Here is a 26,210-nt window from a genome sequence, read left to right on the forward strand (position 1 = left end):
TTATGGGGGGTTTACTTTCCACCCCCCACACCCGCTGTTTTTAAACAATGCCACCCCACACGGGGGCGCCGGCCCACCCCCCTGGTTTTGGCCCGGGGCTGTGGAGATCTGGTGTGGCTCACAGGAGCGTCGACCAGGAAACTGCTCGGGACTTTCCTAGGGAATGAATTCCAGCACCGCAGGCGACGCGGTCGTCGTGGCGGCAATGTCCACCGGCAGCGCATGGTAGTTGTTGGTCAGCCAGCGGCCGAGCTGGCTCGCGTACAGCGGACTGCCGAGTACCGCGCTCTGCCCACCCGGAATGATTTCGCTCGCGGTGATCGGCGTCGTCATCTCGCCGACGAAACGCCGCGCCGGACCGCTGGAATACATGAACTCATTGACGCCGTTCGCGCGCGCGTTGTGGCTCGACGCATCGACCGCGTCGAAGCCGCCCGAGCGCGGCACGCCCGGCAGCGTTGGGGAAAAGTTGCCAAATCCATAAGGATTGGCCCCGGGCAGATTGAACGGACCGCCGAGCGGATGCGCGAACACGATGCGATGCAGCTTGCCCCAGCGGTAGTCGGCGAGCGTGGTGGAGCCGCCGAATGCCGCAGCGAAATCCGCACTCGCGAACCGCGCGAGGCCGTCCTGCATGCTCTTGAGCAGCACGTAGTCGCGCGCATCCTCGGGCGTCGGCGCCGCCCCCACGCTCGCCGGCACGCTGAAGAAGGTGAGGCCGGAGGCGCCCTTGCCGCGCAGCACGCCGAAGTTGTCGAGCAGGAACTTGAGTCCGGCGTAGCCGTCCGAGCCGCCCGGCAGTGCCGAACCGAGGCCGACCTTCGCCAGCGTCGCATCGACGGTGTTGCGGATCGCCTGCGAACGCCAGATCGCGAACAGGCTCGCCGCGACGCTCGCGTCGATCTCCGCCGCACTCGGCGCGGCCAGCGCATTCGGGTTGTCGCCCGGGTCGAAGCCTTCGGTGAGGCCGGTCGGCGTGCTGAAGTCCCAGGCCTGGATGCGTGTCACGGCCTCAGCCACCTTCGCGTCCGCGGCGAGGGTGGCGAGCGGTGCCCAGGCACCGGCGGCCCTGCCGCGGTTCAGCGCGGTGATCAGGTGCGGCGACAGCAACTCCGCGTCCATGAGCTGGTTGTTCGCCTGCAGCTTCTTCATGTCGGCGACGCTGATCTTCTGTCCGCTCGCGACCTGCGTGGCGAGCTTGCGGTCGATACGGCCCTGCCGGTACGAGGAATACTTGAAATTGAGGTAGTACAGGCCACCGCCGGGACGGACCTGATTCAGCGGATTATTGTCCAGCGTCGTGCCGACCGGGTCGTTGTTCGCATTCGCGAACCAGCCCTTGGCCGGGTTGATGACCTGCGGCATTTCCGCTGACGGCAGCACCTCGAACGGAACGGCCTGGTTGGTCTGGCGCGCCTGCAGCGGGAGCCAGTCGTGCTTGAGCGTCCCGGAACCATCGCGGATCAGCCACGGCGGACGGCCGCCGTCGGCGGTGTTCAAGGTCTGCAGGTCGGTGCGCAGCGGCAGCTCCGCACTCGTGAAATAGGCGATGTTGCCGTCGACGTCGGCGTAGGCGAAGTTCTGCGAACCGACGTCGAAATAGCTCAGTGCCTGCTGGAACTCGACCAGATTTTGCGACCGGTTGATGCGGCGGAAGGATTCCAGCTCGCTCGTCGCACCCCAGCCGGTATAGGCGACCGACAGGCCGCTGGCGCCGGAGATCTGCACGATCGGACCGCGGTTGCGCCGCGGCACGATCACGGTGACCGCGCCGCTGGTATAGCCGACCGAGTTGTCGCGCGCGAGGTTGTTGGCCTGGCCGTCGCCCACTTTGTTCACATAGAAATTCTGGAACACCCACTCGACCGGCTCTTCCACCCCCGCATGCACGGTCGCATACGGCAGGCCGTAACTGTTGAGGCGCAGGGTTTCCTGGAACACGTCGGTCACGTCCAGCGGATTGGTCGTCGTGCCCCAGCACAGCTTGTCGTTGCAGCCCTGGATCACGCCGGGCGCACCGGCCACGGTCACGCCGGTGACGTTGATCGCCGGATTCGTCGAGTACAGGTGCTGCTCGACGAATACCGACGGCAGCGCCAGGCTCAGGTGCGGGTCGTTGGCCATGATGGCCTTGCCCGACTGGGTCAGGCTGCCGGACACAGCCCATTCGTTCGATCCGGCGCGGCCTTCTCGCGGCTTGAGATGCGGGCCGATCAGCGGATGGTCGGCGATCTTGTCGCGGTAGGCGCGAGCCAGTTCCAGCGTCGTCGCATCGAGCGGCGACACGCTGGGCGTTGCCTTGGGCATTTCGCCGGGGAGCGCGCCGCCGGCTGCCGCACCGGCTGCCGGCGCGATCGTCACGCGGTTGTCGGGCGGCGCCAGTCGATGGGTATCGCCGAAGTACAGCGCCGTGCCGTCGAAGCCGCCGGCCTGGCCTGCCTGCTGGTAGCCGCCGAGCTCCAGTGTGGTCTGGATGTCCAGGTCGAACGACAGCTGGAACGCGAGTGCCTTGCCGATGACGATGCTGTCGACCGGCGACCACGGTTCGACCTGGCTGATTTCGAGCGCCGTGTATTCCGGCGGCAGACTGGCCGTGGAGCGCAGCCAGTAGTTCACGCCGTCGGCATAGGCCTTGAGCCAGCCCCGGGTGTCGTCGCTGGCCGCCTGCCAGGTCGCCCACGCGGCGCGGCGCAGGCCCAGCGTGCGCGTCTGTACATCGTTGGCGAGGGCAGCCTGGCCGACGAGCTCAGCTACCGTGCCGCTCGCGCCGCGGCGGCTGAAGTCCATCTGGAAGAAGCGGTCGCGTGCATGCGCGTAGCCCTGCAGGAAAGCCAGGTCGTGTTCGTTCTGCGCCTTGATCAGCGGAATGCCTTCGGCGTCGGTGGCGACGCTGGCGGCGGCCCTGAGTTCGGGAATCTTGATCGGCTCGGCGGACGCCGCGCCCGCAAGCGCAGCGGCAACGGCGAAGGCGAGCAGGCGGCGCTGACGGCCGCGCCGCGCACAGGTCTGGAACATGACGGTTCTCCCGGGTAGGCCGCGTCGCGATCGCCGCGGCGGCAAACCCGGAGCGTATACGCCCGCGCCCTCCGGGGCATTCGGCGCTGCAACACGAACGTTTGAATGGCATGCGAAGGAACGCGGTTCGCGCGCGCGTCAAGTCTTGTCCGCCCGGGCCAGGGCGCTTAACCTGCCCGACCCCCAGGGCGCCCTGCTCGATCTCGATGACCGCCCGTTTCGTCCATCTGCATGTCCACAGCGAATACTCGCTGATCGACTCGACCATCCGCATCGCTTCGCTGATCAAGGGCTGTGCGAAGGCGGACATGCCGGCGATCGCGCTGACCGACCAGGTCAACCTGTTCGCGCTGGTCAAGTTCTATCGGGACGCGGAGAAGGCCGGCGTCAAGCCGATCGCCGGCGCCGACCTGTGGATCTCCAATCCGGCCGATCGCAACAAGCCGACACGACTGACCGTGCTGTGCCGCAACCGCACCGGATACCTGAATCTGTCGCGCCTGATCTCGCGCGCGTACACCGAAGGCCAGCACGGCGATTTCGCCCAGGTCGACGCGGACTGGATCCACGGCCAGAGTGAGGGCCTGATCGCTCTGCTCGGCCGCGAGAGCGATGTCGGCCACCTGCTGCTGGCCGGCAATACCGAACTCGCCGCAACGCGCTGCGGCCAGTGGCTGGGACTGCTCGGCGACGGTCTGTATTTCGAACTGTGCCGGGTCGGCCATCCGAACGAGACCGTGTTCAACGAGGCGGCGCTGCGCCTCGCCGCGTCGCTGGACTGCCCAGTCGTCGCCACCAACGACGTGCGCTTCCTGCTGCGTGAGGATTTCGCCGCGCACGAGGCGCGCGTGTGCATCCACCAGGGCCGCGTGCTGGCCGACCCCAAGCGGCCGCGAGACTACACCGCCGAGCAATACCTCAAGTCGCCACAGGAGATGGAGGCGCTGTTCGCCGACCTGCCCGGCGCGCTGCACAACAGCGTGGAAATTGCAAAACGCTGCAATCTGGAACTTTCTTTCGGCACCTATTACCTGCCCGCGTTCCCGGTGCCGCCGGGACACACGCTCGACACGTTCATTCTCGACCAGGCGCGCAAGGGCCTGAGCGCCCGCCTGGACAAGCACGGCCCCGCGCCGGGCCGCAGCGTGCAGGACTATGTCGAGCGCCTGGAGATCGAGGTCGGCGTCATCGTCAGCATGGGTTTTCCCGGCTACTTCCTGATCGTGGCCGACTTCATCAACTGGGCCAAGCAGAACGACATACCGGTCGGCCCGGGCCGCGGCTCCGGCGCGGGCTCACTGGTCGCCTACAGCCTCGGCATCACCGACCTCGATCCGCTGCCGTACGACCTGCTGTTCGAGCGCTTCCTCAATCCGGAACGCGTGTCGATGCCCGACTTCGACGTCGACTTCTGCATGGACGGGCGCGACCGCGTCATCGATTACGTCGCCGACACCTACGGCCGCGACCACGTCAGCCAGATCATCACCTACGGCACCATGGCGGCGAAGGCCGCGGTGCGCGACTGCGGCCGCGTGCTCGGCCACCCCTACGGCTTCGTCGACAGCATCGCGAAGCTGATTCCGATGACCCTGGGCATCAGCCTCGACGATGCGCTCGGCGAGTCCGACGCCGCACGCAAGGATTCCTCGCTCGCCTCGGCGGAACTGATCCAGCGCTACCACGCCGAGGAAGAGGTCAAGGCGCTGCTCGACCTCGCACGCGAACTCGAAGACCTCACGCGCAACGCCGGCAAGCACGCCGGCGGCGTCGTCATCGCGCCGTCCCGGCTGACCGATTTCGCGCCGCTGTATTGCGAAGCCGGCGGCGGCGGCGTGGTCACCCAGTTCGACAAGGACGACGTCGAATCGGTAGGCCTGGTCAAGTTCGACTTCCTCGGCTTGCGCACGCTGACCATCATCGACTGGGCGCTCAAGGCGATCAACGCGCGGCGCGCGCGGCGTGCCGAAGCAGCCATCGACATCACCGCGCTGCCGCTGGACGACGCCGAGTCCTACAAGCTGTTCGCACGCGGCGACACCGTTGCGGTGTTCCAGTTCGAATCGCGCGGCATGCGAGAGCTGCTCAAGCGCGCCAGGCCCGACCGCTTCGAAGACATCATCGCGCTCGCGGCCCTGTTCCGTCCCGGCCCGCTGGGCTCGGGAATGGATCGCGACTGGGTCGACCGCAAGCACGGCAATGCCGCCGTGACTTATCCGCATCCCTCGCTGGAACCTGTGCTCGCGCCGACCTATGGCGTCATCGTGTACCAGGAACAGGTGATGCAGATCGCTCAGGTGCTGGCCGGCTATTCGCTGGGCGGCGCCGACCTGCTGCGCCGCGCCATGGGCAAGAAGAAGCCCGAGGAGATGGCCAAGGAGCGCAGCAAGTTCGAGGCCGGGGCAGCAGCCAACAACGTCGATCCGCAGCGCGCCAGCTCGATCTTCGACCTGATGGAAAAGTTCGCCGAATACGGCTTCAACAAGTCGCATTCGGCCGCCTACGCGCTGGTCGCCTACCAGACCGCCTGGCTCAAGGTGCACTACCCGGCCGAGTTCATGGCCGCGGTGCTGTCCTCGGACATGGACAACACCGACAAGGTCGTCAATTTCCGCGACGAAGCGCGCGCGATGAACATCCGCGTGCTGCCGCCGCACGTCAATGCCTCGGCGTACATGTTCGAGGCGCAGGACGACGGCGCGATCCGCTGCGGCCTCGGCGCGATCAAGGGCGTCGGACATGGCGCCTGCGACAGCATCGTGCAGGAACGCGCGCGCGGAGGCGCCTACGCCAGCCTGCTCGATTTCTGCCAGCGCGTCGATGCACAGAAGCTCAACAAGCGCGTGCTCGAGGCGCTGATCAAGTCCGGCGCGGTCGACGGCCTCGCCGGCAAGAACCGCGCAACGCTGATGACGCACCTGCCCGAAGCGGCCAAGGCCGCCGAGCAGGCGCTGAAGGACCGGCAGAGCGGACAGGTCGACATCTTCGGCACGGGCATGGGCGCGCAGACTATCGTGCAGATGCCGCCGGACGTGGACGAGTGGCCCCTAGAGCAACTGCTGGCCGGCGAGCGCGAGACCCTGGGCTATTACCTGTCGGGCCATCCGACTGACACCTGGAAGCCTCAACTTATGCAGTTGGCCACCTGTGAAATCGGCCAGATCGAGCACAAGTTCCAGCCGCCGAAATTCAAGAAGAAGGAAGGCGACGAGGGCGACAACCGTTTCCGCCGCGGCCCGGACACGCCCTGGACCGTCGCCGGGCAGGTGGTCGCGCTGCGCAAGCGCGGCGATTCGATGGCGTTCGTCACGCTCGAGGACTGGAGCGGACGCATCGAGACCAGCTTCTTCCGCGACGCCTACGCCGAATACGGCCATCTGCTCGCGCAGGGTGCAACCCTCATCATCGAAGGCGGCCTGTCCTTCGACGATTTCTCCAACGCCAACCAGTTGCGCGCGCGCAGCGTGCTGACGCTGGAGCAGGCCTGCGAGCGCTTCGCGCGCGCGCTGCATATCGGCATCAAAGCACCGGCACCCGGCTATGCCGATCAGCTCAAGGCCACGCTCCTGGGCTATCGCGGCGGGCAGACGCCGGTGCGGCTGGAATACACCAACCGGCACGGCGGCGGCTGCAAGCTCGACCTGTCGGCGGAATGGCGCGTGCGTACCAGCCCGGCGCTGCTGCGGGCGCTGCGCCAGCTGCCTGGCACCAGCGACAACCTCGTGCTCGCGCGCGCGCAAACACCGTCCAACGGCGGCGGCGAATAAGCTGGCCTGGACTGCGGTCGGTCCCACTCAACAGGTTGGCCCGTCAAGTCGCTATACTGCGCACCTTTGTCCGTACATGCGCCACGAATGAACCCGAACTTTCTCGACTTTGAACAGCCTATCGCCGAACTGGAAGGCAAGATCCAGGAGCTGCGGCATGCCAGCCATGGCCAAGCGTTCAATATCGACGAAGAGATAGCGCGCCTGCGTGACAAGCTAAAGCTGAAGACCGCCGAGATTTTCCGGAATCTCACGCCCTGGCAGGTTTCCCAGCTCGCACGGCATCCGTCGCGCCCGTACACATTGGACTACATCCGGTCGATCTGCGAGGAATTCGTCGAGCTCGCCGGCGATCGCGCCTATGCCGACGACGCAGCCATCGTCGGTGGAGTCGGTCGCATCGACGGACGCAGCGTCGTCATCATCGGCCACCAGAAAGGCCGCGACACCAAGACCAAGATCCGGCGCAATTTCGGCATGCCGCGTCCCGAGGGCTATCGCAAGGCACTGCGCCTCATGAAGCTGGCGGAACGGTTCCGCCTGCCGATCCTCACCTTCATCGATACACCGGGCGCGTATCCGGGCGTCGGCGCGGAAGAGCGCGGCCAGTCCGAAGCGATCGCGCGCAATCTGCTCGAAATGTCCGAGCTGCGCGTACCCATCATCTGCACCGTGACCGGCGAAGGCGGCTCTGGCGGCGCGCTCGCGATCGGCGTTGGCGACCGCACGCTGATGCTGGAGTACAGCACCTATTCGGTGATCACGCCGGAAGGCTGCGCCTCCATCCTGTGGAAGAGTGCCGAACGCGCGAAGGACGCGGCAGAGGTAATGGGTCTTACCGCGCCGCGCCTGCTCGAGAACGGTCTCATCGACCAGATCGTCAGCGAACCGCTAGGCGGCGCTCACCGCGACCCGCAGGCGATGGCAGAGAAACTCAAGCAGGTACTGCTGGCGCAGATCGATGCGCTCGAACGCCTCGACGCGCCGACCCTGCTGGAACAGCGCTACCAGCGCCTGCGCAAGTACGGCGCCTACAAGAGTTGATGCGGGCCGGGACGTTTGAGCGATGAGCGCCCTGGCCCTGCTACGACACCTCGAGACGGCGCTCGCCGCGCTCGCCCCCGGACCGCTCTGCGTCGGCTATAGCGGCGGACTGGATTCGCTGGCATTGCTGCATGCCCTGGCAAGCCTGCCCTCGGCGCGCGCGCGGGGCCTCAGTGCGATCCACGTCGACCACGGACTGCAGGCGGAAAGCGCCGATTGGGCGCAGCACTGCCAGCTCACGGCCGCAGGACTGCAGCTGCCGCTGCGCATCGTGCGCGTCGCGGTGCGGCGCGCCGACGGCGACGGACTCGAAGCCGCCGCGCGCGCGGCGCGACTGGCAGCGTTCCGCCAGCATCTGCCCGCGGGCGCGATCCTTGTGCTGGCCCACCACGCCGACGACCAGACCGAGACCGTGATGCTGAAACTGCTGCGCGGCGCCGGCCCCGAAGGCCTGCGCGGCATGCGCGCGCTGCGACGGCTCGGCGAGCACCTGCTCTGGCGACCGCTGCTGCCGTTGCCGCGCACGGCGCTGCAGGCCTACGCGCAGGCGCATTCGCTTCAGTGGATCGACGACCCCAGTAACACCGATACGCGTCACGCTCGCAATTTCCTGCGCCATACGGTGCTGCCGCCGCTGCGGGCACGCTGGCCGCGCCTGGACACGGCGGTGGGCCACAGCGCGCGCTGGATGAACGCCGCAGCGGAACAACTGCAGCGCGACGCGGCGATGGCGCTGGTGCAGATTCAGGGTCTGGACCCGGCCACCCTGGCCTGGCCGGCGTGGCTGGAGCTAGGCGACGCGCTGCGTCCATTGACCTTGCGCCTGTGGCTGCGCGGCCTGGACCTGCCCACTCCGGAACATGTCCATATTGATCAATTGCAGCGACAGCTGCGCGACGCCGGCGATGATCGCAACCCGTGCGTGAGCTGGGCTGGCGCCGAGCTGCGCCGCTACCGCGGCCTGCTCTATGCGCAGGCACCGCAGATCGCGCCCGATCCCGCCTGGGAGCAGGCCTGGGACGGCCGCGGCACACTGCAACTGCCGGCCTGCTGCGGCACCCTTGCGCTCGCCGCAGATCCTGCAACGCCGCTGGCGCTGACAGTGCGGTGGCGCCGCGGCGGCGAGCGTCTGCGCCCACACGACCAGGCGCACACGCGCGACCTGCGCGACCTGCTGCAGCAGGCCGGTGTGCCACCCTGGCAACGCGGCCGCCTGCCGCTGGTATACGCCGGGGACGAACTGCTCGCGGTGGCCGACCTGTGGCACAGCGCGGCAGCCGAAACCCTGTGCGGCGGACCGCTCCGGTTCGATCCGAACGCGTCGCAAAAAGCGTGAGCGAGGACAAAGCGTGTCCCTGCTCTCATTCCCCAGGCCTTCCTGTCCCCTTCTCGATTGACCGCCTCCAGGCACTACGTTAGGTTCCGTCCATGTCCAACGCCGTCACCCAAACGCCCGATCAGATCGTCGACTTCGAGAAGTCGCTGGACGAGCTCGAACAACTCGTCGCCCGCATGGAGCACGGCGATCTGAGCCTCGACGATTCACTGAGTTCGTTCGAGCGCGGCGTGTCCCTGTACCGCAATTGCCAGAGCGCGCTGGAACAGGCCGAGCTGCGCGTGCGCCTGCTGCTGGATCCGGCCGATCCGGACAGCGCCGCGCCGTTCCAGCCCGAAATGCCCTGATGAGTGACGCTGCCGTACCTGCCGCCGCAGCATTGTCCGCTGCGCTGCTGGCCTATTCCGACCGTGCCGAAGCGCAGCTCTCGCGATTTCTTCCGCCCGAGAACCAGGCGCCGGTCGAGTTGCACCGCGCCATGCGCTACGCGGTGCTCGGCGGTGGCAAGCGCCTGCGGCCGCTGCTCGTCTATGCGACCGGTCACGCACTCGGCGCCACGCTCGAGGAACTCGACGCGGCCGCGGCCGCAGTTGAAATCATTCACGCGTATTCACTGGCCCACGACGACCTGCCGGCAATGGATGACGACGCGCTGCGCCGCGGCCGGCCGACCTGTCACATCGTGTTCGGCGAAGCCATGGCCATTCTGGCCGGCGACGCTTTGCAGGCCCTTGCGTTCGAACTGCTGGCTGCGGATACGCAGCTGCAGGTGGACGCCGCAACGCGCGTGGAGATGCTGCGCGTGCTCGGTACGGCCTGCGGTTCGCAGGGCATGGCTGGCGGCCAGGCGCTGGACCTTGCCGCGGTCGGCAAACGCCTGGACGCCGGCGATCTGGAACGCATGCATAGCCACAAGACCGGCGCGCTGATCCGCGCCTCAGTGCAGTTGGGAGCCCTGGCGGCGGGATGCCACGGCCGCACCGAACTCGAAGCGCTGGAACGCTATGGTCGTTGTGTCGGCCTCGCCTTCCAGATCCGCGACGACATTCTCGACGTCGAAGGCGAAAGCCACGTCATCGGCAAGACGGCCGGCAAGGACGCCGCCAACGACAAGCCTACCTACCCCGCCATCCACGGCCTGAACGAATCGAGGCGTCTGCTGGAGCAATTGACGTACGAAGCAGTTGCCGCCGCCGGGACTTTCGGTGCGCGCATGCACGAGCTCGTGCAGATTGCGCATTTCGTCGCCAAGCGCGCGAGCTAGCCCGGATTGCTCACATCGCTTCATAGCGAGGCCGTCGAGATGCCGTCCTGATGCGCGCCGCGGACTTCGGTGACGGAGAAGGCGTAGTCGGCACCACGTCAAGCCGACACGCGGGAGCAGCGCGCGTCAGGGCGAGCGTATCGGCGGCCGCAGCGGAAGGGGCGTGAGGAACCCGGGCCAGCTGTGCCGGCGTCGATGACGACTTGCATGGGCAGCGGGATTGGCGGGCCAACGCCTTGCACCAACGTTCTGCATAGCCGGATTCGCCAAGCCGGCGCGGACGTGGCCGATCGCTCCCGATCGGATCCGTACGGCGAGCAGAGACCGGCGACGCCCTATGCGGCGCGGGCAGCCGATACGGGCCGCCCGCGCCTCCCCGCCCGACTCAGGGCGAGATCAGTTGATCAGCCGCAGGGTCAGGGGGTAGCGATAGCTCACCCCTTCGCTGGACTTGATTGCTGCGATGACTGTCAACACGAGCCATGCGACCGTCACAGCAAGGCCCACCGGCAACGTCAGCAGAATGCCGATCCCGAGCGTGACGACGGTCAGAATGACCAGCGCGACGCCGACGATGGCGATGGTGATGTTGAAGTTCAGCGCTTCCTTGCCCTGGTCATCGACAAAGGGCATGGTTTCCTTCTTGATGAGCCAGATCACGAGCGGACCGGCAAAAACGCCGATGCCTCCCGTGAGCAGTGCGCCGAGCAGCGCCGAGAGGTGCGCGAACATGGCCCATTGACGCTCGTCCTGGCTCGGCGAACCGATCGGCGAAACCGGCGGTGGCGGCGGGGGCAGATCGGACGGGGGCAGCATGTCCGGGCCGTTGGGTTGCGTGCTCATGGTTGTCTCCTGCGCGGTGTGGGGTCCACGATCGTCTTCGCGGCGCACGGCGTCAACCGCTGTAGGTCAGGGATTGCAATGATCCATTGCGCCACTATTTCCGCTGTGCTGCCTGCTGCCCGCGCTTGGTCGGGGATAGCTGCGCTGCGCAGTGGATGCAGCCTCTTGCGCGGGCACGGTTCGATTTGCCGCAGCACGGGCAACGGCGATCGGGCAACGGCAGCAGGAACGAGACGATCCATCCCAGCGGCCCAAGCGCCGCGGCCAGCGCCACGTCGCGCCAGAAGCTGCCGCGCCACCAGCCGATCAGTCCGCCCACGGCCATGCACAGCAGCGTGAGCCAGAGCAGCAGCCACCAGTCGATCATGCCCATGAGGCGCACGAACACCAGCAGCGTCGCATCCGGCGAGTCCGTATCGATGCCCTGCATCAGACGTTCGAGCCAGGCTTCCATCGTCAGACTGTCAGCACGCTGGAATGCTTAAGCGGCAATGAGAGGGGCACGGCGGGTTCCGGGGCGACTGAACGCGATGCAACATGCCGGGCCTCAGGCGCCGGCGCGCTTGAGCGCTTCCTCGATCCGGGTCAGCGCGCGTGGCTTCCCGGCGAGATAGACCGTCTGATCGATCGCGGGCGATACCTGCGTGCCAGTCATGGCCACGCGCAGAGGCTGCGCCACCTTGCCCATGCCCTCGCCAATCGCTGCGGCAGCCGCCTCGATCGCCGAGTGCACCTGTTCCACTTTCCACTCAGTCAATGCCGCCAGCGACACATGCACGGCCTGGAGCGCCGGCACGGCGGTCGGCGTGGTCAGGTGCTTTGCCACGGCGGCATCGTCCCAGCTCGCGATCGGGCCGTACCAGACGGCGGCCTTCTCGGCCAGTTCCTTCAGAGTACGGCAGCGCTCGCGCAGCGCGACGATGACGTCGGCCGGCGCCGGACCCGCGGACAGGTCGTAGCCGCAGGCATCCAGGTGCCACTGCAGATGCGGCACGAGGCTTTCGGGGTCGTCGTTCTTGATGTACTGCTGATTCAGCCAGGACAGTTTTTCGAGATCGAACCGCGCCGCCGAATGGTTCACGTCGGCCACATCGAACAGGTTCACCATCTGCTCGCGCGAGAAGATCTCCTGGTCGCCATGCGACCAGCCGAGCCGGACGAGATAATTCAGCAGCGCGTGCGGCAGGAAGCCGTCGTCGCGGTACTGCATGACACTGACCGCGCCGTGGCGCTTGGACAGTTTCTGCCCGTCGGCACCGAGGATCATGGGCAGGTGCGCGAAGTTTGGCGCCGGCGCATTCAGCGCGTTGTAGATATTGATCTGGCGCGGCGTGTTGTTGACATGGTCGTCGCCACGGATCACGTCGCTGATCTTCATGTCGATGTCATCGACCACGACGGCGAAGTTGTAGGTCGGGAAGCCGTCGGAGCGGAAGATCACCAGATCATCGAGTTCCTCATTGCTCCACTCGATGCGTCCCTTGACCTTGTCCTGGAACACCACCGAACCGCTCTGCGGATTCTTGAAGCGGATGACACGGTTCGGATCGTCGCGCACTGGCTCGTTGCGCTCGCGATACGCGCCGTTGTAGCGCGGCTTGACGGTGGCGGCCATCTGGGCTGCGCGCAGGGCTTCCAGCTCGTCCTTGGTCTCGTACGCGTAATAGGCCTTGCCGGCACGCACGAGGTCCTCGGCAACCTGCCGATAGCGCTCCATGCGCAGGGTCTGATAGTACGGGCCTTCATCGTGACCGAGTCGCAGCCACTGCATGCCGTCGAGGATCGCCTGCACGGCGGCCTCGGTCGAGCGCTCGCGATCGGTGTCCTCGATGCGCAGGATGAACTCGCCACCGCGATGCCGCGCTTCCAGCCAGCAGTACAGGGCGGTACGCGCGCCGCCGATGTGGAGATAGCCGGTAGGACTTGGAGCAAAGCGGGTACGAACGGTCATCGCAGGCTTCAACGGCAAAAGGGCGCGTATGTTAGCAAACCGCGATGCGCTGCCCCGCTCAAGCGCCGTTACGTTCGCCGGCACGCACCGGCGTGATGGGCCGCGAGCGTGAACGCTGATAGACGAACACCGACGCAGGCGGGATGTTCCACCAGGCGAAGCCCCCGCGGCGGACAGTCAGGCCGAGCTCGTCGAGCATCTCGCGCGGCACGGGACTGACCGGCCCGTAGGTAAATTGAATCATGCGGCCTTCCGCACCGAGCACGGCGAACGCGGCCTGCAGGATGTCGCGCTGCAAGCTGCGCGGCATGGAAAGCAATCCCAGCCCGCTGACTATGGCGTCAACGCTGCCCTCAGTGTCGAAAGACGTCTGCTTGACCAGCGCGGGAAGCTGGCAAGCGTCTCCGCAGACCACCGTAACGTCGGAAAACCGGTTTTGCAGGAACTGATGCAGTTCCTCATTGAGTTCGACCACAAGCAGATGCTGCGGCGCAATGCCATGATCGAGCATGGCCTGGGTAAACACGCCCGTCCCGCCGCCGAGCTCGACGACGCGCTGAGCATTCTTCGGCAGTTCACGCACCATGAGACGGGCCAGCTGTTTGCCCGACGGCGAAAGTGCAGCCACCGACAGCGGATTCTTCAGCCACTGGCGAAAAAAAGTCAGGGTGGGAGAAGGCCCATTGCCGCCGCGAGTCGGCTTGGCGCGATATTGCATTGAGGTTACCGTCGAGAACGGCGCCCTTTGTACCACGAGCCCGCGCGTACGCGCGACGCCCGCACGCCAGGCCCGGAGCGTGGCGAACAGACGGCAAAAAAGAAAGCCCCGCCATCTCAGCGGAGGATGGCGGGGCCGGTTCCCGGTAGTGACCAGACGCTGCCGGAGGGATGGGTTCTACCCGTTTGAAATGACGCGCTCAGCGGTCGTAGTAGCGATCACGATCGTCGTAGCGGTCGTCGCGATCGTAGTAGCGATCGTTCGAGCGGCCGTAGTAGCCGTCATCGTGGTCGTAGTAACGATCGACATGACGCACGACGACCGGACGACGCACGACCACAGGCCGATGGTGAACGACGACGGGACGATACGCAGGATACGGCGCGTAGTAGGAATAGCCGCCGCGGTAGGGGCCCCGATAGCCGCCACGATGACCGTAGCCATAGCCGTAGCTGGGGCCATAGTTGCTGTAGTGGCCGCCCCAGTGGCTGCCACCCCGGTGGGAGTTGGAGTAGCTGATGCCGTAGCCAGGACCACCGATGCTGATATTGAAATGATCCCGAGCGCTCGCCGCGGAACCGAAAGCCAGCGCGGCGAACGTTACGAGGACGAGAACGAAGCGACGAAACGATTTTTGGGTTTGGGCATGCATGGCGATGATCCTGCGGGTTTGCGGTTCGCATGCTGGGGCGTCGCGGCTGAATCGCCGCTTATCGAATCTTTACGCGGTTTGTCAACGCCAATTAACGATTTTCTGACATTTCCTCGAGTGCCGCCGACGGAATGGCGGATCACGGCGCGCGTAGCTCCCAGGCCCGATGGATGCGTGGGTTGCGCTCGAAATCGAACGGAATGGTGCTCGCGCTGATTTCGCGGATATCCCAGCCGGCCAGTGCTTCGGTATCCAGCTGGAACCTGCGGTAATTGTTGGAAAACAGGATCAGTCCGCCGGGCACCAGGCGCTCGGCGCAAAGCTTCAGCAGGCGCACGTGGTCACGCTGCACGTCGAAATCCTCGGCACGCTTGGAGTTCGAGAACGTCGGCGGATCGACGTAAATGAGTTCGTACAGTTCGCGATCGCGCTCGAGGAAGGTCGCCGCATCGGCTTGTACCAGACGATGGCGCGCACCGATGAAGGTGTTCAGCGCAAGGTTGCGCGAAGCCCATTCGAGGTAGGTCGTCGACAGGTCCACGCTGGTGGTACTGGTCGCACCGCCGGCCGCAGCATAGACGCTGACCGCCCCGGTGTAGCAGAACAGGTTCAGGAATCGCTGGCCGCGCGCGAGCTCACGCACTCGGCTGCGCAGTGGCCGATGATCGAGAAACAGGCCGGTATCGAGGTAGTCCCACAGATTGACGAGAAACTGCAGGCCACCTTCCGGGACGGTCAGGAATTGTTCGCGCTGCGCCATGCGGCCATACTTCTCGCCACCCTTGCCGCGATAGCGCTGCTTGAGCGCAATGCGCTCGCGCGGAATCGCGAAGACCTCACTCGCGACGCGCACGATCTCGCGCCAGCGCTGGCGCGCGGTTTCCTCGTCGATCGTCGCAGGTGCCTGGTACTCCTGGATATGCAGGTGATCGCCGTAAACGTCGATCGCGGCCGCATATTCGGGCAGATCAGCGTCGTAGATGCGATAGCACTGCACGCCTTCGCGTTCGAGCCGCTTACGCAGGTGGCGCCGGTTCTTGTCGAGTCGATTCTTCAGCATCTGCGCGCCGTCCGACAGCGGCTTGGCCTCGCGCGGTGCCGATGGCGTGCGTTCGGCCAGATCGAAGTTCAGCAGTTGGCATTCCAGCGCACCGTTGTAGACCGCATAGCGTTTGACCGCGCGCAAGCCGATCGCGCGGCCGAGATCCGCGTCGGAGGTGATCACGCTGGCACGCCAGCCGGAAAACTCGGCGATGAGCTTTTCGCCAAGTTCGCGATACAGGGGCTGCAGATCATTTCGCTCACCGAGGCGCTGGCCGTACGGCGGGTTGGTGATGACGAGTCCTGCGTCGCAGGCCTGCGGCCGCTTGAGCTGCGCCAGTGACTGCCTGCCCAGGTGCACGAACCCGGCAACGCCGGCCTGCTGTGCATTGTGGCGAGCATCTTCCAGCGCCTGTGGATCATCGTCGAAACCGAAGAACTTCGGCGCCAATGCCGACAGTCCACGCTGGGCGCGTTCGTCGACTTCGCCGCGCAGACGCTGCCACAGCGACGCATCGTGGCCGAGCCAGCCGTCGACGCCGTAGTATTCGCGTTTCCACCCTGGCGCCACATCGGCTGCCATCCAGGCCGCTTCGATCAGCAGAGTGCCCGAACCACACAGCGGATCGACCAACGCGCCGCCGGCCGCGTGCACGGCAGGCCATTGGGCCCGAAGCAGCAGAGCGACGGCGAGATTCTCCTTGAGCGAGGCCTTGCCGTGGCCACGGCGCCAGCCGCGCTGGTGCAGCGGTGCGCCGGACAGGTCCAGAGACAGCGTTCCGCGCTCACGCCGCAGCAGCAGGTTCAGACGCACATCGGGTCTTTCCGTATCGACATCAGGCCGTGTGCCCAGGCGCTGACGGAACTGGTCGACCAGGGCGTCCTTGACCCGTTGCACGGCGTAATGGCTGTGGCTGATGCCGCGCGTCGCACCGACGGCGTCGATCGCGAAACGGCCTTCGGCGGCCAGGTGGGCAGCGAAATCGACGCTGGCGACACCGTCATACAAGGCCTCGCCGTCGGCCGCGTCGAACTCCGCCAGCGGCAGCAGCACGCGACTGGCCAGGCGCGACCACAGGCAGACGCGATACGCGATTTCCAACGTGCCGCTGAAATGCACACCAGCCAGTGCCTCGCGCACCTCGGTCGCGCCGAGTTCCGCCAACTCGTCGCGCAGCAGGTATTCCAGACCCTTCGGGCACGTCGCGAACAGCTTCAGCACGGCGCTCATTCCACCACGTCGGCCGGCGCGGCCAGGTCCGGTTGGGCGTCGACCGTCGCGAGGAACGCACGGAAATGCTCGGCGATCAGTTCGACGTGCTCGGCCAGACGATGGGTGTCCGGCACCATCAGCAAGGTACTGCGCCGCTGCCGCGCGAACGACACTACCTCGGAGGCCGGGCAGAGTTCGTCGTTCCAGCCGTGCGCCACGACGGTCGGCACGCGTGCCGCGTCGAACGGATTCTCGTAGCCGGGAATCTCCAGCGGCAGCGCGATCAGGAACAGTCCGGCGATGCTCATCTCGATCGACGCGAGCCCCGACACGAAGGCGCCCATGCTGGACCCCACAAGCACAGTCCGCTCGCCGGGGCGCATCATCTGCCGCAAACGTGCGATACGCGGATCGATGCAGGCCACCATGCCGCGCGCATCGAGGTCGCGGTAGTCGGCGCGGCTCGCGCGCCAACCGCAGGCCATTGCCACGGCGGCGAGCGCCATTACCTTAGTGCCTTCCGGACCACTGTCCGACCCGTGCGACAGAATGACGTGGCCTTTCATCGGATTCCTCGCGTACGGCGGTGCGGCAACGGGCGCGAATGCTAGCACGCGCCGCGTTGGCAGCCGTCCGCACGCGTGCCAGACTGCGGACCATGCCTGCTGCCCTCGCCTTGCACGATCAGCCCCTGCCCTATGTCGAAAGCCTCGCTCTGCGTCGCAGCGCGGACATCGATCTCGTCGTGATCCATTGCACTGAACTACCCGATCTCGCGACCGCGCGACGCTACGGCGAGCAGGCCATCTACGCCTCGGGCACCGGCAACAGCGGTCATTACTACATCGACTACGACGGCAGCATCCATCGGTACGTCGCCGACGAGCGCGTCGCGCACCACACCCGTGGCTACAACGACCGCGCGATCGGCATCGAGCTGAGCAATCGCGGACGCTGGCCGGACTGGTTCGATTCACGCCACCAGGCGATGGACGAACCGTATACCGAAGCGCAGATCGAGCGCCTGCTCGCGCTGTTGCAGCATCTGCGTACCAATCACCCCACGTTGCACTGGATCGCGGGTCACGAAGATCTCGACACGGCCGACGTTGTCGCCAGCGACGATGCAGCGCTGACGGTCCGGCGAAAGCGCGATCCAGGACCTCTGTTCCCCTGGTCGCGCTTCGCCGCGAGCGGGCTCGTGCGATTGCAGTCAGGACCCAAACCATGAGCGCCCCCGTACGCCGCATCGCCGTTGCAGCGGCATGGCCGCTCGTGCTGGCGATCGCAGCACTGACGCTGACGGCCTGCGGCTCGCGCAACCCGGCCCGGCCCGGCATCGTAGCGCCACGCATCGAGGCCAATCCGAACGACATCCTGTTCCGCGCGATCAGCCTCGTCGGCACACCCTACCGCTACGGCGGCAACACGCCCGAAAGCGGCTTCGACTGTAGCGGCCTGATCGGCTACATCTTCAGCGACGTCGCCGGTGCGCGGCTGCCACGCAGCGCCGCCGATATCGATCGCCTCGTCGCGCCGGCCGTGTCGCGTAAGGAACTCAGCGGAGGCGACCTGGTGTTTTTTCGCGATGGCGGCAGCGTCAGTCACATCGGCATCTACGTCGGCGAAGGCCGTTTCGTACATGCGCCGAGCCGTGGTGGAACCGTACGTCTGGACGCGCTCGACGGCGACTACTGGCGCCAGCACTATTCGGGCGCCAAGCGGCTGATCCGTTGAAGGACTCAGGTTGCCGGCGCGGTCGCTATGGAATGTGCAGGCGCCGCGTCCATACGACCAGCGCCACCATCAACTTGTGCACAAGTTCTCGCGACTTCGTGTCGGTCAACCGGCCCTCGGCGTCGAACTTGCTCTCGGCCAGACCGACCATCACCTCGGGCCGGTTCAGTGCGAGCATATCGAGCGAAACCGCGATCTGGCGCAGGTGGTACTGCGCTCGTGCGGTACCCAGGAGGCCCTGGCTGGCCCCCATGATCGCGAGCGGCTTGTCGCGGAACGGGTTGTCCTGGGCGGGGCGTGAGCACCAGTCCAGCGCGTTCTTGAGCACACCGGGAACCGAGTAGTTGTATTCCGGCGTCGCGATCAACAGCGCGTCAGCGGCACGGATCTGCCGCTTGAGCGTCTGCACGGGTGCCGGCAGACCGGCGCTTTCCACGTCACCGTCGTAGATCGGGATGCCGGAAATATCGGCCAGTTCCAGCCGCGCGCCTTCCGGCAGTTCCTCGCGCGCGACCTGCAGAAGACGCCGGTTGAAAGAGCCTTTGCGCAGGCTGCCGCAGATACCGAGGATGCGTACTTCGTCCATCGCTCAGGCCCGTGAAAAATACGACTGAATCAGGAGCGGGAAGCGGCCTCGCCCCCAGCCGCTCATTCCTGCTCGGCGTGGGCGTGGCCGCCGCTGCCGTGGGCGTGACGGTGCTGCAATTCCACCGGTTCGGCGTCACGTACACCGATGAGTTCCACATCGAACTTGAGCTTCTGGCCAGCGAGCGGGTGATTCAGATCCACGTCGACCGCCGTCATGCCGACCTTCAGCACCGTGACGATGCGCTGGCCGCCTTCCTTGAGGCCCAGTACGGTCACGTCGCCGACCTTGAGCTTCTGGGCACCCGTGAAATACTTCTTGGGTACGCGCTGCTTCGCGTCGGGATTGCGCGGGCCGTAGGCCTCCTCGGGTACGACCTCGACGTCGAACTTGTCGCCAACCGCCCGTCCTTCCAGGGCTTTTTCCAGTCCCGGGATGATGTTGCCATGGCCCAGCAACACGGCCAGTGGCTCACCGCGTTCGTGCGAGTTGTCGACGATCTCGCCATCCTCGCCGGTCACGGTGTAGTGGAAGCTGACGACCTTGTTCTTCTCGGCGTTCATGGCAATACCTGCGGCTGCAAAAGGCGCGCATGGTAACGGCCGGGGGGGCATGGCGTCATCTTTTCATCGCCGCTGCAATCGAACACAGCATCGCCCTTGGGCCGTGCACCAGATCCCCACAACTTCGATTTACGCCGCCGCTATCGAAAACAGCGCTGCCCCTGGGCCGTGCACCAGATCTCCACAACTTCGATTTACGCCGCCGCTATCGAGAACAGCGCTGCCCCTGGGCCGTGCACCAGATCTCCACAACTTCGATTTACGCCGCCGCTATCGAGAACGGCCCTGCCCTTGGGCCGTGCACCAGATCTCCACAACCCTGGCCAACGCTGCGCGTTGGCCGCCCCCTTAACTTAAGGGGGCTCCAGAAGCTGATGACTCATTTCGCCTCACTCAGAGGTTCCCGAGCGGCGAGGGCGCACGGTGCCTACGGCGCCTGGGCAATGCGCCGAACTGATTCCATGCGCGCGATGCGGCGCCGCATGCGCTCACGCAAGGCATCGCGCCGACGCGCCAGCAGGGTGCTCAGCTGGAGGCGCTCCGGCGTGACGGCGGCAGCCTGCAGGTCGCGCCGGTAAGTACAGAAATCCACATAGGCATCTATAACGTGACGCAAGCTGCGCAGCAGCAGTTCGAGCATGATCGCGTCGTCGAGCAGGCCGATGACTACGACATCGTCAGGAATCAGGTCTTCAGGATCGGCGAAATAGATCAGCGTGCGCAGCACTTCACGGCGCTCCGCCGCCGGCAGGCACCACGCCTCGTCTTCCAGCATGAGGATCATCTGCTGCACACAGACCAGACGCTGACGCACGTAGCGTGGCGCGCTCGCCAGCGGCAAGGTGTTGAGGGCTTCCTTGGCCGTGTCCACGACTTCGCACTCGTCCATGCAGTCGGCAAGACGCTCGGCACGTGCCAGTGCGGCGTGGAAACGGGCTATGTCTTCAGCTTCGAGTAGGAATGAAATGCGCACGGCGCGCGAGCCTACGCGCCATCGCGGCAAGCGTCAAAAGCCGATCGTCACGGGCAGGCACGGTTTCGGGTCCTGCCGATGAACCTGCGCGTCGCGCCCGGGTAACGCATCGCACGACGCAATGCGATTTCCGGCATCACACCGGACACGATGCGACGCCAAGGCGCCGCATCGTCTACGCTGGCCCGACTTATCGCCGCGACGAGGTTCCAACGTGCGCAAAGCCTGCTACACCATTGCCTTCCTGCTGCTGCCCAGTCTGCCGGCGTCCGCGCTGGAACCGCCACCATGGCTGGCCGGTCATTGGCGAGTCCAGGCCGAGGGCCGCACGACCGACGAGGTCTGGCTGGCGCCGGTACAGGGGCTGATGACCGGAATGAGCCGTACCCATGGCGGCAAGAAGGCGTTCTTCGAGTTCGTGCGCATCGAGCAGCGAGGCGAAGCGCTGTACTACATCGCCCAGCCGCGTGGCGGCCCCGCGACCGAATTCCACGCCGTCCGCGCGGACGCCGAGGGCGTGGAATTCGAGAACGAGACGCATGATTTTCCTCAGCGCATCGTCTACGAGCGCCGCGGCGCCGACGGCCTGACCGCGCGCATCGAAGGCAATGTCGACGGCAAACCGCGCACCGTGCGCTGGGAATACCGACGCGTGCAGTAGTGGTTGCGGCTTACGGTATGCACGCACCGGCGACGTCGCGAATCGCGGACTGGATGCCGCCGAGCATCAGCTCGGCCTGCAGTGCCGTGCCCTCGTCCGGCGCGTCGATCGACAGGCGTAACCGCCGGGCCTCGGGCGCGATCGCGGCCTTGACCAGATCGCTCAGTGCGCCGGGCCGGCCGTTCTGCTGCGAGCGCGAGAAGATGAAGCCGTCGCCATCGACACCGTACCAGCCGCTGATCGGCCCCTTGACGTTCAGGCCGTCGGCGCGCGTGTCGACGCTCCAGCGCGCGAGGTCGCGCTGCTCGCCGATACCGTCGGGCCCTTCAAAGCGATCCTGGGCGAAGCCACCGACGCTGCCTGCCTTGGCCAGCACGAGGCTGATACTGAGACTGCCGTCCTTGGCCGGATGACAGGCAACCTCGAACCGGGCGCCGGCGAGCTGCAGATCGCCGACGTGCGCAGTGGCCGGGAAACGCTGCTTGCGCAGCAGACCGCCGTCGGACGCAACAGCAGGCGAAGCCAGCACGGCGCAGGCCAGCAGCAGGAGACAAGTCGGTTTCGGATGCTTCGCGGTCGGACGATTCATGCAAGTCTCCGGCGGTGAGTGCGGCATCGTCGCGCAGACGCGCAGACCGCACAACGCGCCCCCGACTTCCTGCACTGGGTGGCGCCGCGGTCGCGGCGCAGGCTGGATGCTGGCCCAAGCAGCGGTTCCTCACCATGCGACACGAACAAGCCTGGCGCGATGCACAGCGGATCGACACGCTGGTGCACGCGATCTACGCCTGCATCTCCGGCCCGGCCGGCGCAGCGCGCGACTGGGATCGTTTTCGCGCACTGCACCGGCGCGACGCACGCAGCCTGCGCACGGTCTTCGCTGCGGATGGCACGCCGCGCGCCGAGAGCTTCGGCGTCGAGGACTACATCGCGAACGTGACACCGTACTTCGCGCAGAACCCGTTCTTCGAGGTCGAGACCGCGCAGCGCGTCGAGCGCTTCGGCCAGATCGCGCATGTCTGGAGCCGCTACGACGCGCGGCCGGCGCCGGACTCCGACGTGCTGCTCAAGCGCGGCGCGAACTCGATCCAGCTGTTCCACGACGGCGAACGCTGGTGGGTCGTGTCAACAATATGGGACAACGAGCGCGACGGGCTGCGATTCAGTCTGTTTTAGGAGCGCCCAGCAAAATGCTGGTGCCAGGCGACAAACCGATCGCGTCAGCCATCCCCTTCACGACGAGGCGTCGAAACGCGGCCGCGGCGCCCTCTCGCCTTGTTCTATGCCCGCCCGCCAGATGCACGCAACGCGCGCCTGAGCGGCGCCGAGAAGCTGCCTGGCTCGCTGCGACCGAGCGTTACCTTAGGCGTCCCGTGCCAGTCCGCACAGTGTCGGATCGCATCGGCGACGTCGGCCGCGAGCGCGTCGTCGGCGGTCAGCCCGTCTTGCAGGAATACCGCCTTGACCTCGAACACGCCCTCGCGCCGGTGTGCCTTGGCGTCGAGGCGCCCGACCAGACGACCGCGCCGCAGTATCGGCAGCACGAAATAGCCGTAGCGGCGCTTGGCCTCGGGCGTATAGCACTCGATGCGATAGTCGAATTCGAACAGGGTAGACGCGCGCAGGCGATCCCACACCACCGGGTCGAACGGCGACAGCAGCGTGCTGTGCGTCGCGCGCAGGCCGCCAGCGGCCGCACGGCGCGCCAGCGGGAGATTCTCGGCGTGCACGTAAGCCGGTTTGTCCCAGCCGCTGACGCGCACCGGCACGATCACGCCGCAGGTCAGCAGCGGCTCCAGCTCGTCGCTGCCGATCTGCCGGCCGAGCCGGAAGTAGTCGGCGATCCAGCGCGCCGGCGTCACGCCGAGCGCCTTGACCGAGCGGGCGATCCATTCCTGCTTGACCGCCTGCGGCGTCTGGAGCGGACGTTCGACGCGGTGTTTCCCCGCCGCCTGCAGCACGCGTTCGGTCAGATCGTAGACGCGCTGGAAATTGTCGCGCCGGCTGACCATGAGCTCGCCCGTGCCGAACAGCGATTCGAGCCAGCGCTTTTCTGCCTTCCAACCCCACCAGCCGGCTCCGCCCTGGCCGTCGGTGCGGGCGAAATCGGCCGAGCGCACCGCGCCGCGTTCGGCCACATGCGCGAGCAACTCGTCGGTCTCGCGCCGGTGGCTGGTGCGAATGCGCATCGCATGGCGCATCGCCCAGTGACTGGAACGTCCGCCGCGGTAGTCGCGATGCAGATCGAAATCGGCCATCGGCGCAAAACAGGCCTCGTGCGCCCAGGTTTCAAACAGACTGCCCCGCGCGAGCGCCTGTTCGAGCCACACGGTCGGATAGTTGCCCAGACGCGAAAACAGCGTGAGATAGGGGCTGCGCGCAACGACGTTGATCGTGTCGATCTGCAGCAATTGCATGCGCGCGATCGCGGCGAGCAGCCGCGCCGGCGTCGCCGCGGCGCGCGGAGCCAGCAGCAGGCCCTGCGCGGCCAGGTGCAGCAGGCGCGCCTGGGCCGGGGAAATGGTCATCGGATCCCGCGCGATCGCTCGGCTCATGGGGCAGCACAGGGAGGACCGCAACGGACGCGGCGGCGCAGTGTAGCCGGACTCGCGCCGGGCCTTCGCCTCGCTGCGGCGAGAGCGCCAGGAACGCAGCACCTCCGGCGTGGCAGACTCGCACTCCCACCGCTGACGAGTCCGCCCCATGCGCTCCACCGCCGCCGTCTCGCGCCTGCTGCCGCGCGTCGCCGCTTTCCTGCTGCTGGCCGTACTCAGCCCGCTCGCGACCGCACTCAGTGGCGTCGAGCCGTATCCACTCGCGCAGCGCATCGACCTCACCAGCCTGTTGCCGCCACCGCCGTCCGCAGGCTCTGATGCCGACCGCGCTGACCTCGCCGCCGTGCTCGCGCTGCAGCAGTCGCGCAGCGAAGCCCAGCTCGACCTGGCCAAGGCCGATGCGGAGGCGTCGGTATTCCGTTTCGCCGATGCGGTCGGCAAGGACTTCGCTGCCGAACGCCTGCCGCATACGGCGCTGCTGTTCGAGCGGATGACTCGCTCCATCGGCGCCGTCGTAGGGTCGACCAAGGTTCACTGGAACCGCCCGCGTCCGTTCCTCGCATCGGGCGATGTGCATCCGGCCAGCCGACCGGACGGTGCGACCTATCCCAGCGGGCACGCCGTGCTCGCGCGGCTCTACGCGATCGTGCTGGCCGACCTCTTGCCGCAGAAACGGCGCGAGATCTTCGCGCGCGGCGACCGGTTCGCACAGGGGCGTCTGGTCACTGGCGTGCACTATCCGACCGATGTCGAGGCCGGCCTGATCGCCGCGACCGTGATCGCCGCCGAACTGCGCCAGCAGCAGGCCTTCCGCGACGACCTCGCCCGCGCTCGCCAGGAACTGACGGCATGGCAAGGCGCGGCGGCACCCTGATCTCCACGCAACCTGCACACGCGCTGCGCACAATGCCGGGACCCTCAACGCCGTAGGAGCCGCAATGCTGGCCGCTTATCTGCTCCTCAACGCCGTGCTGTACGCGGTCTTCGCTGCCGCCTCCACCGTCGTGCCGGCGCGCATCGCCGCATCGCTGGGCTTCACCCTGGACACGCAGGGCCGCATCGAATTCCTGACCGTCTACGGCGGTCTCGAACTCGGGCTCGCCGTGTTCTACGCCTGGGCCGTCTATGCGGGTGTACCGGCACAGCGCGTCGCACTGATGTTCTCGCTGTTCGTCTACGGCGCACTGGTCCTGTACCGCGGCGCCGGCTTTGCACTTTACGGCGCGCCCGGCACGACGCTCATGGGCGTGGCCGGGCTGGAACTGCTGATGCTGATCGGTGCCGTCACGCTGGTGCTGCGTAGCTCATGAACCGCTACCGCACCGCGGCGGCGGGTCAGGAACTGCCGTTGTCGACGGGAGGCGCGCCCAGCAGCTTGAGGTAGTTCTGGCCACTGTGCTGCAGGCCGGCCTCGGCGAACCAGTCGTCGTTGAGGTCGATCGTGCCTTGTAGCGGCACGCCGGGACCAGGCTGGGTGTAGCCGACGTGTTCGAGATCGACCACGCCTTCGATCGCGTCGATCAGCGGGATCAATTCCAACGGCAGCGACGGCCCACCCGGGAACGAATTGCGGATCCAGCTCAGGTCCTGCCAGGCGCGCGGCACGACGTCGTCAACGTTGAAGTAGCGACTGTTGGTCATCGCGAACTGGCTCAGCAGCCAGCCCGCGAACGCGGCGTCGCCGGCCGTCGGGCCGGCAAAGGTCACCGGCCAGAAATCGAGCACGTCCTGCCCGGGCGAGAACTCCTGATGCAGGTAGGCCGCGAGCATGGTCGCGAGCGCGCCGCCGAGGCTGTGACCGATCACGGCGGTCAGGAAGGGCCGGTTCACGGTGCTGCGGAAGAAGCCGACCAGATCGACACCGCTTGCGTCCTTCAAGGTCAACAGGCTGCCCAGCCCATGCAGCGAGCCGCGTGCGACACGCGCACCCTCCGGCGCGCCGCCGTAGGGCCACAGCGCGGTGCGGAACACGCTGAGATCCTGGCCGAACCAGTCGATCCAGAATGCCTTGGTCTCCGGATCGGTGACCGAGCCGCGGATCGCGATGGCGTACTGGCCGCTGGTCTTGTCCTGTGCGACGAAGACTTGGTTGCCCGAATCGACCGCATACCAAGCGAGGCTCCAGTTGCCCTGGGTCGCCAGGCCGGGATCGGCGAGCAGGCTCACTATCGTGGCCTGGTCCGGCGCATAGGCGATCGACGCCAGGGTCATACCGATCTGGCCGACGCTGTCGCCGCCGGTGGTGCTGAACGCTACGGTCATGTTCGAAATCCTCGTCGTGGGCCGCCATG

General features: G+C 66.6%; 25 protein-coding genes. 11 read left to right on the plus strand and 14 right to left on the minus strand.

The window, feature by feature from the left end; genetic code table 11:
* Positions 1–156 precede the first annotated feature (156 nt).
* On the minus strand, positions 157–3,015 hold the full coding sequence (locus tag RUU78_RS12030; protein ID WP_313916891.1) for a penicillin acylase family protein: 2,859 nt from the start codon (positions 3,013–3,015) through the stop codon (positions 157–159).
* 206 nt (positions 3,016–3,221) lie between these two features.
* On the opposite strand from RUU78_RS12030, the gene dnaE reads away from it, so the two are divergent.
* The 5 genes from dnaE to RUU78_RS12055 all read left to right on the plus strand — a co-directional run bounded on the left by dnaE (position 3,222) and on the right by RUU78_RS12055 (position 10,426).
* Positions 3,222–6,782: a DNA polymerase III subunit alpha gene (gene dnaE, locus RUU78_RS12035; protein ID WP_313916893.1), complete on the plus strand. Its 3,561-nt coding sequence runs from the start codon at positions 3,222–3,224 to the stop codon at positions 6,780–6,782.
* Between the two features lie 87 nt (positions 6,783–6,869).
* On the plus strand, positions 6,870–7,826 hold the full coding sequence (locus RUU78_RS12040) for an acetyl-CoA carboxylase carboxyltransferase subunit alpha (protein ID WP_313916895.1): 957 nt from the start codon (positions 6,870–6,872) through the stop codon (positions 7,824–7,826).
* Positions 7,827–7,848: 22 nt separating this feature from the next.
* On the plus strand, positions 7,849–9,162 hold the full coding sequence (tilS, locus tag RUU78_RS12045; RefSeq protein WP_313916896.1) for a tRNA lysidine(34) synthetase TilS: 1,314 nt from the start codon (positions 7,849–7,851) through the stop codon (positions 9,160–9,162).
* A gap of 92 nt (positions 9,163–9,254) precedes the next feature.
* Positions 9,255–9,509 (plus strand): exodeoxyribonuclease VII small subunit, encoded by a 255-nt coding sequence (locus RUU78_RS12050; protein WP_313916898.1) that lies wholly within the window; start codon positions 9,255–9,257, stop codon positions 9,507–9,509.
* A complete protein-coding gene (locus RUU78_RS12055; protein WP_313916900.1) occupies positions 9,509–10,426 on the plus strand; it encodes a farnesyl diphosphate synthase in 918 nt (305 codons plus the stop codon). The genes RUU78_RS12050 and RUU78_RS12055 overlap by 1 nt, the downstream gene beginning before the upstream one ends.
* A 396-nt stretch (positions 10,427–10,822) precedes the next feature.
* Here RUU78_RS12055 and RUU78_RS12060 read toward each other — a convergent pair whose 3' ends face one another.
* From RUU78_RS12060 to RUU78_RS12090, 7 genes are all read right to left on the minus strand, one after another.
* Positions 10,823–11,269, minus strand: coding sequence for a DUF4870 domain-containing protein (locus RUU78_RS12060; protein WP_313916902.1), 447 nt, complete (start codon positions 11,267–11,269; stop codon positions 10,823–10,825).
* A gap of 94 nt (positions 11,270–11,363) precedes the next feature.
* Entirely contained in the window at positions 11,364–11,723 is a 360-nt protein-coding gene (locus RUU78_RS12065) for a hypothetical protein (protein WP_313916904.1), read from the minus strand.
* Positions 11,724–11,816: 93 nt separating this feature from the next.
* Positions 11,817–13,220, minus strand: a complete 1,404-nt coding sequence (gene gltX / locus RUU78_RS12070) for a glutamate--tRNA ligase (protein ID WP_313916906.1) — start codon at positions 13,218–13,220, stop codon at positions 11,817–11,819.
* A 58-nt stretch (positions 13,221–13,278) separates the two neighbouring features.
* Positions 13,279–13,938: a methyltransferase domain-containing protein gene (locus RUU78_RS12075; RefSeq protein WP_313916907.1), complete on the minus strand. Its 660-nt coding sequence runs from the start codon at positions 13,936–13,938 to the stop codon at positions 13,279–13,281.
* A gap of 199 nt (positions 13,939–14,137) precedes the next feature.
* Entirely contained in the window at positions 14,138–14,590 is a 453-nt protein-coding gene (locus RUU78_RS12080; RefSeq protein ID WP_313916910.1) for a hypothetical protein, read from the minus strand.
* A gap of 139 nt (positions 14,591–14,729) precedes the next feature.
* Entirely contained in the window at positions 14,730–16,862 is a 2,133-nt protein-coding gene (gene rlmKL, locus RUU78_RS12085) for a bifunctional 23S rRNA (guanine(2069)-N(7))-methyltransferase RlmK/23S rRNA (guanine(2445)-N(2))-methyltransferase RlmL (protein WP_313916911.1), read from the minus strand.
* Positions 16,859–17,410, minus strand: a complete 552-nt coding sequence (locus tag RUU78_RS12090) for an alpha/beta hydrolase (RefSeq protein WP_313916913.1) — start codon at positions 17,408–17,410, stop codon at positions 16,859–16,861. Before RUU78_RS12090 ends, rlmKL begins: the two co-directional genes overlap by 4 nt.
* A gap of 92 nt (positions 17,411–17,502) precedes the next feature.
* On the opposite strand from RUU78_RS12090, the gene RUU78_RS12095 reads away from it, so the two are divergent.
* The gene (locus RUU78_RS12095) at positions 17,503–18,075 is read left to right on the plus strand and encodes an N-acetylmuramoyl-L-alanine amidase (RefSeq protein ID WP_313916915.1); all 573 of its coding nucleotides are present in this window, start codon (positions 17,503–17,505) and stop codon (positions 18,073–18,075) included.
* On the plus strand, positions 18,072–18,581 hold the full coding sequence (locus RUU78_RS12100; RefSeq protein WP_313916917.1) for a C40 family peptidase: 510 nt from the start codon (positions 18,072–18,074) through the stop codon (positions 18,579–18,581). Before RUU78_RS12095 ends, RUU78_RS12100 begins: the two co-directional genes overlap by 4 nt.
* 25 nt (positions 18,582–18,606) lie before the next feature.
* Here RUU78_RS12100 and RUU78_RS12105 read toward each other — a convergent pair whose 3' ends face one another.
* The 3 genes from RUU78_RS12105 to RUU78_RS12115 all read right to left on the minus strand — a co-directional run bounded on the left by RUU78_RS12105 (position 18,607) and on the right by RUU78_RS12115 (position 20,703).
* Positions 18,607–19,167 carry an NAD(P)H-dependent oxidoreductase gene (locus RUU78_RS12105; protein ID WP_313916919.1) on the minus strand — a complete coding sequence of 187 codons (561 nt, stop codon included), beginning with the start codon at positions 19,165–19,167 and terminating at the stop codon, positions 18,607–18,609.
* Between the two features lie 62 nt (positions 19,168–19,229).
* Positions 19,230–19,730: a peptidylprolyl isomerase gene (locus tag RUU78_RS12110; RefSeq protein WP_313916921.1), complete on the minus strand. Its 501-nt coding sequence runs from the start codon at positions 19,728–19,730 to the stop codon at positions 19,230–19,232.
* A gap of 427 nt (positions 19,731–20,157) precedes the next feature.
* Entirely contained in the window at positions 20,158–20,703 is a 546-nt protein-coding gene (locus RUU78_RS12115; RefSeq protein WP_313916922.1) for a YkvA family protein, read from the minus strand.
* 214 nt (positions 20,704–20,917) lie between these two features.
* Between RUU78_RS12115 and RUU78_RS12120 the strand changes: the two genes are divergently transcribed.
* Positions 20,918–21,364: a DUF6265 family protein gene (locus tag RUU78_RS12120; RefSeq protein WP_313916924.1), complete on the plus strand. Its 447-nt coding sequence runs from the start codon at positions 20,918–20,920 to the stop codon at positions 21,362–21,364.
* Between the two features lie 10 nt (positions 21,365–21,374).
* Here RUU78_RS12120 and RUU78_RS12125 read toward each other — a convergent pair whose 3' ends face one another.
* Complete coding sequence (locus tag RUU78_RS12125) at positions 21,375–21,953, minus strand: hypothetical protein (RefSeq protein WP_313916926.1); 579 nt, start codon at positions 21,951–21,953, stop codon at positions 21,375–21,377.
* Positions 21,954–22,087: 134 nt separating this feature from the next.
* Here RUU78_RS12125 and RUU78_RS12130 point away from each other — a divergent pair, with 134 nt between their 5' ends.
* Positions 22,088–22,540, plus strand: coding sequence for a hypothetical protein (locus tag RUU78_RS12130; protein WP_313916927.1), 453 nt, complete (start codon positions 22,088–22,090; stop codon positions 22,538–22,540).
* 104 nt (positions 22,541–22,644) lie between these two features.
* Here the strand turns inward: RUU78_RS12130 and RUU78_RS12135 are convergent, their stop codons facing one another.
* Complete coding sequence (locus RUU78_RS12135; protein ID WP_313916929.1) at positions 22,645–23,919, minus strand: crosslink repair DNA glycosylase YcaQ family protein; 1,275 nt, start codon at positions 23,917–23,919, stop codon at positions 22,645–22,647.
* Positions 23,920–24,067: 148 nt separating this feature from the next.
* Between RUU78_RS12135 and RUU78_RS12140 the strand changes: the two genes are divergently transcribed.
* Both RUU78_RS12140 and RUU78_RS12145 read left to right on the plus strand, forming a co-directional pair.
* Entirely contained in the window at positions 24,068–24,793 is a 726-nt protein-coding gene (locus tag RUU78_RS12140) for a phosphatase PAP2 family protein (protein ID WP_313916931.1), read from the plus strand.
* Positions 24,794–24,857: 64 nt separating this feature from the next.
* A complete protein-coding gene (locus RUU78_RS12145) occupies positions 24,858–25,229 on the plus strand; it encodes a DUF4345 domain-containing protein (RefSeq protein ID WP_313916933.1) in 372 nt (123 codons plus the stop codon).
* Between the two features lie 25 nt (positions 25,230–25,254).
* Here RUU78_RS12145 and RUU78_RS12150 read toward each other — a convergent pair whose 3' ends face one another.
* Positions 25,255–26,181 (minus strand): hypothetical protein, encoded by a 927-nt coding sequence (locus RUU78_RS12150; RefSeq protein ID WP_313916935.1) that lies wholly within the window; start codon positions 26,179–26,181, stop codon positions 25,255–25,257.
* Positions 26,182–26,210 lie beyond the last annotated feature (29 nt).

This window comes from Tahibacter sp., from assembly GCF_032229445.1.
GTDB lineage: Bacteria > Pseudomonadota > Gammaproteobacteria > Xanthomonadales > Rhodanobacteraceae > Tahibacter.

What these genes read in the sequence shown, in the direction of transcription:
- RUU78_RS12030 (WP_313916891.1), bottom strand. Translation starts at nt 3,015, where the DNA reads ATGTTCCAGACCTGTGCGCGGCGCGGCCGTCAGCGCCGCCTGCTCGCC.
- dnaE (WP_313916893.1), top strand. Translation starts at nt 3,222, where the DNA reads ATGACCGCCCGTTTCGTCCATCTGCATGTCCACAGCGAATACTCGCTG.
- RUU78_RS12040 (WP_313916895.1), top strand. Translation starts at nt 6,870, where the DNA reads ATGAACCCGAACTTTCTCGACTTTGAACAGCCTATCGCCGAACTGGAA.
- tilS (WP_313916896.1), top strand. Translation starts at nt 7,849, where the DNA reads ATGAGCGCCCTGGCCCTGCTACGACACCTCGAGACGGCGCTCGCCGCG.
- RUU78_RS12050 (WP_313916898.1), top strand. Translation starts at nt 9,255, where the DNA reads ATGTCCAACGCCGTCACCCAAACGCCCGATCAGATCGTCGACTTCGAG.
- RUU78_RS12055 (WP_313916900.1), top strand. Translation starts at nt 9,509, where the DNA reads ATGAGTGACGCTGCCGTACCTGCCGCCGCAGCATTGTCCGCTGCGCTG.
- RUU78_RS12060 (WP_313916902.1), bottom strand. Translation starts at nt 11,269, where the DNA reads ATGAGCACGCAACCCAACGGCCCGGACATGCTGCCCCCGTCCGATCTG.
- RUU78_RS12065 (WP_313916904.1), bottom strand. Translation starts at nt 11,723, where the DNA reads ATGGAAGCCTGGCTCGAACGTCTGATGCAGGGCATCGATACGGACTCG.
- gltX (WP_313916906.1), bottom strand. Translation starts at nt 13,220, where the DNA reads ATGACCGTTCGTACCCGCTTTGCTCCAAGTCCTACCGGCTATCTCCAC.
- RUU78_RS12075 (WP_313916907.1), bottom strand. Translation starts at nt 13,938, where the DNA reads ATGCAATATCGCGCCAAGCCGACTCGCGGCGGCAATGGGCCTTCTCCC.
- RUU78_RS12080 (WP_313916910.1), bottom strand. Translation starts at nt 14,590, where the DNA reads ATGCATGCCCAAACCCAAAAATCGTTTCGTCGCTTCGTTCTCGTCCTC.
- rlmKL (WP_313916911.1), bottom strand. Translation starts at nt 16,862, where the DNA reads ATGAGCGCCGTGCTGAAGCTGTTCGCGACGTGCCCGAAGGGTCTGGAA.
- RUU78_RS12090 (WP_313916913.1), bottom strand. Translation starts at nt 17,410, where the DNA reads ATGAAAGGCCACGTCATTCTGTCGCACGGGTCGGACAGTGGTCCGGAA.
- RUU78_RS12095 (WP_313916915.1), top strand. Translation starts at nt 17,503, where the DNA reads ATGCCTGCTGCCCTCGCCTTGCACGATCAGCCCCTGCCCTATGTCGAA.
- RUU78_RS12100 (WP_313916917.1), top strand. Translation starts at nt 18,072, where the DNA reads ATGAGCGCCCCCGTACGCCGCATCGCCGTTGCAGCGGCATGGCCGCTC.
- RUU78_RS12105 (WP_313916919.1), bottom strand. Translation starts at nt 19,167, where the DNA reads ATGGACGAAGTACGCATCCTCGGTATCTGCGGCAGCCTGCGCAAAGGC.
- RUU78_RS12110 (WP_313916921.1), bottom strand. Translation starts at nt 19,730, where the DNA reads ATGAACGCCGAGAAGAACAAGGTCGTCAGCTTCCACTACACCGTGACC.
- RUU78_RS12125 (WP_313916926.1), bottom strand. Translation starts at nt 21,953, where the DNA reads ATGAATCGTCCGACCGCGAAGCATCCGAAACCGACTTGTCTCCTGCTG.
- RUU78_RS12130 (WP_313916927.1), top strand. Translation starts at nt 22,088, where the DNA reads ATGCGACACGAACAAGCCTGGCGCGATGCACAGCGGATCGACACGCTG.
- RUU78_RS12135 (WP_313916929.1), bottom strand. Translation starts at nt 23,919, where the DNA reads ATGAGCCGAGCGATCGCGCGGGATCCGATGACCATTTCCCCGGCCCAG.
- RUU78_RS12140 (WP_313916931.1), top strand. Translation starts at nt 24,068, where the DNA reads ATGCGCTCCACCGCCGCCGTCTCGCGCCTGCTGCCGCGCGTCGCCGCT.
- RUU78_RS12145 (WP_313916933.1), top strand. Translation starts at nt 24,858, where the DNA reads ATGCTGGCCGCTTATCTGCTCCTCAACGCCGTGCTGTACGCGGTCTTC.
- RUU78_RS12150 (WP_313916935.1), bottom strand. Translation starts at nt 26,181, where the DNA reads ATGACCGTAGCGTTCAGCACCACCGGCGGCGACAGCGTCGGCCAGATC.